Below are 3,853 nucleotides of genomic sequence, written 5' to 3' on the forward strand. Positions count from 1 at the left end.
GTGAGGAGGCTGACGGCGCCGGCGCTCCAGTCGACGTGCGGGCTCGGCTCGTCGACGTGCAGGGTGCGCGGCAGCTCGCCGTGCCTCATGGCCTCGACGAGCTTGATGATGCTCGCCGCACCCGCCGCCCCGCAGCGGCCGGTCCGCGGGCCGCTCCTGCCCGTACGTCGCCAGCAGGGCCTGCGCCTCGATCGGGTCGCCCAGCGCCGTGCCCGTACCGTGCGCCTCCACCGCGTCGACCTGGTCGGGCGTCAGCCCCGCGTTCGCCAGCGCCTGCCGGATGACGCGCTCCTGGGACGGTCCGTTGGGGGCGGTCAGGCCGTTGGAGGCGCCGTCCTGGTTGACGGCGCTGCCGCGGATCACCGCGAGGACACGGTGGCCGTTGCGCTCGGCGTCCGAGAGGCGTTCGAGCAGCAGCAGCCCGGCGCCCTCGCCCCAGCTGGTGCCGTCGGCGGCGGCTGCGAAGGGCTTGCAGCGGCCGTCGGAGGCGAGTCCGCGCTGCCGGCTGAACTCCACGAAGGTGGTCGGCGTGGCCATGACGGTGACGCCGCCGGCCAGCGCGAGGGAGCACTCGCCGCGGCGCAGCGCCTGGATGGCGAGGTGGGTCGCGACCAGGGACGACGAGCACGCGGTGTCGATCGTCACCGCCGGGCCCTCGAACCCGTACACGTACGACAACCGGCCCGACGCCACGCTGCCCGCGGTCCCGGTGGCGAAGAAGCCCTCGTAGCCGTCCGGGGGCGCGGCCATCAGGCGCACGCCGTAGTCGTCGTACATCACGCCGGTGTAGACGCCGGTGTCGCTGCCGCGCAGGGCGGTCGGGTTGATGCCGGCGTGCTCCAGGGTCTCCCACGCCGTCTCCAGCAGCAGCCGCTGCTGCGGATCGGTCGCAGCAGCCTCCCGCGGAGAGATGTTGAAGAAGTCGTTGTCGAACTCGCCCGCGGGTGGTAGAGGTGGTCGAGGTCCCAGCCGCGGTTCGTGGGGAAGGGCGTGATGGCATCGGACCCGCTGACGACGAGATTCCACAGGTCCTCGGGCGACCGCACCCCGCCGGGGAAGCGGCAGCCCATGCCGACCACCGCGATGGGCTCGTCGCCCGCGCCGGCACGTACGGCGGGCAGCGCGCGGGCGGGGGCCTGTGCGTCCCGCCCGGACAGCTCGGCGAGCAGGAAGGCGGCGACGGCGGCGGGCGTCGGGTGGTCGAAGACCAGCGTCGCGGGCAGCCGCAGGCCCGTCACCTCGCCCAGCGCGTTGCGCAGTTCCAGCGCGCTCAACGAGTCGAACCCCAGCTCCTTGAACGCCCGGTCCGGGGCGACCGCCGCGGCGGTGGCGTGCCCGAGCACCGCCGCGACCCGGTCGCGTACCGTCTCGACGAGCATGCCGGGCCTGTCCTGCGCACCCACTTCTGCGAGGCGCGCCGCGAACGGGGTGCCGCCCGGCGCGGACCCGACGGCGGCCCGGCGGCGGGTGCCCGGGGTGCGGACGAGGGAGCGCAGCACCGCGGGCAGCGTCCCGGCGGCGGCCAGCTCCCGCAGCGCCTCGGCGTCCAAGCGCACCGGCACCGCCAGCGGACGGTCGGCCGCCAGCGCCGCGTCGAGCAGCGCGAGCCCTTCGTCCTCGGCGAGCGGCGCCACACCGGCGCGCCGCAGCCGCGCGAGGTCGACGTCGGCCAGGCTTCCGGCCATCCCGCCGTCCCACTGGCCCCAGGCGATCGACACCCCTGGCAGGCCCTCGGCCCTGCGCCGCAACACCAGTGCGTCGAGCGCGGCGTTGGCCGCGGCGTAGTTGGCCTGGCCGGCGTTCCCGAGGACGCCCGCGGCCGAGGAGAACAGCACGAACGCCGCGACGCCGCTCGCGCGCGTCAGTTCGTGCAGGGTGAGCGCGGCGTCCACCTTCGGCCGCAGGACGGCCGAGAGCCGGTCGGGCGTCAGGGCGGTGATCACCCCGTCGTCGAGCACGCCCGCCGCGTGGATCACGGCGGTGAGGGGATGCTCCGCGGGCACCTCCTCCAGCAGCCCGGCCACGGCCGCCCGGTCGGCGGCGTCGCAGGCCGCGAGCGTCACGCGGGCGCCGAGTCCGGCCAGTTCGGCGGCGAGTTCCGCGGCGCCCTCGGCGTCAGGGCCGCGCCGCCCGGTCAGCAGCAGGTGGCGCACCCCGCGGGCGGCCACGAGGTGCCGGGCGACCAGCCGCCCGAGCGTGCCCGTGCCGCCGGTGATCAGCACCGTGCCCTCGGGATCCCAGGCGGGGCCGCCGTCCCCGGCCCGCTCGGCGCGGACCAGCCGGGGCGCGTACGCGGCCCCGTCCCGTAGCGCAATTTGCGGCTCGCCGGTCGCCAGGGCAGCCGCGACGCCCTCGGGGGTCACGGACTCGCCGTCGGCGTCGATCAGCGCGAGCCGGTCGCCGCTCTCGGTCAGGGCCGACCGCACGAGCCCCCAGACCGCGGCGGCGGCCAGGCCGGGCGCCGGGTCGCCCGGGACGGCCACCACCGCGCCGCGGGTCACGACGGCGAGCCGCGCCGAGGCGAACCGCTCGTCGGCCAGCCATGCCTGGACCGTCCCCAGCGCCCGCTCCGCGGCGGCGTGCACGGCGGCGGCCCCGGCGCCGTCCGTGTCGGCCATGACGTAGGCGGCGTACGGGACGTCCTCCGCGGGTTGCCTCTGCGCGAGGACGCTGTCGAGTGCGGCGACGGCGGGCGCCGGGCCGCCGCCGGCCACCGGCATCCATTCCACGCCGTACAGCGACTCGCTCCGCCCGGCCACGAGCCCCTCGGACACCGGCCTGGTCGCCAGCGCCTCCACGGTGCCCACCGGCGCGCCGGACGCGTCGGCGAGGGTCATCCGCACGGTGCCGCCGCCGGCGGGCGAGATCCTGACGCGCAGGGCCGTCGCACCGCCCGCGTGGACGGTGACGCCGGACCACGCGAAGGGCAGCCGCGGCGGCGCGTCCCCGGCGTCGAGCAGCAGCGGGTGCAGCGCGGCGTCGAGCAGGGCCGGGTGGACGGCGAAGCCCTCGGCGTCGGGGCCGTTCGGCCCGTCGGGCAGGCGTACGTCGGCGTAGACGTCGCCGCCCAGCCGCCATGCGGCGCGCAGGCCCTGGAAGGCAGGACCGTAGCGGTAGCCGAGCCCGGCGGCGGTGTCGTAGAAGGCGTCGAGGTCCACCGCCTCGGCGTCCGCCGGCGGCCACGGTCCGGACTCGGCTTCCGGCGCGGGACCGGTGGCCTTCGCGAGCGTCCCGGTGGCGTGGCAGGTCCACCCGCCGTCGACGGCGTCGTCGGTGCGCGCGTGCACCTCCACCGGGCGCGCGCCCCCCTCGCCGGGCGTGCCGACCGTGACCCGAACCCGCACCGCGCCCCGGGCGGGGAGCGGCAGCGGCTCGATGAGCGTCAGGTCGTCGACGCGGTCGCATCCCGCGTGGTCGCCCGCCACGACCGCGAGTTCGAGCAGTGCGGTGGCGGGGAGGAGGGTGGTGTCGCCGACCGCGTGGTCGGCGAGCCAGGGGTGGGTGGTGCGGGAGAGGCGCCCGGTGAGCCGCGTGCGCTGGAAGGCGTACGTCGGCAGTGGGACGCGGCGGGCGTCCAGGTCCGCGAAGGCGCGCTCCCACCCCATGACCGGCTCGGCGAGGCGTACGTGGGCCTCGGCCGCGAGCACGGTACGCCGCTCGGACACGCCCGGCCGGACGGTCGCGACCACGGCCGGCGGGTGCGGACCGGGCGCTTGCTGGAGGGTGGCGGTGGTGAGGGCGGTGAGGGTGGTGTCGGGCCCGATCTCCAGGTACGTGGTGACGTTGTGGGACGCGAGGGTGGTCACACCCTGGTGGAAGCGGACAGCCCGGCGGATGTGCGCGGTCCAGTACC

The 3,853-nt window shown here is 77.1% G+C and carries 1 protein-coding gene and 1 pseudogene; both read right to left on the bottom strand.

Annotated elements, in window-relative coordinates; all coding sequences use genetic code 11:
* Window positions 1-110 (bottom strand): hypothetical protein (locus IH54_RS47850; RefSeq protein WP_324607856.1); only part of this gene is annotated, 110 nt, incomplete at its 3' end.
* A gap of 97 nt (window positions 111-207) precedes the next feature.
* Window positions 208-3,605 (bottom strand): annotated as a pseudogene (locus IH54_RS46450) (polyketide synthase); the annotation flags it as partial.
* Window positions 3,606-3,853: the final 248 nt, after the last annotated feature.

Origin of the sequence: Streptomyces sp. NRRL F-5123 (assembly GCF_000721495.1) — a bacterium.
Lineage (GTDB): Bacteria > Actinomycetota > Actinomycetes > Streptomycetales > Streptomycetaceae > Actinacidiphila.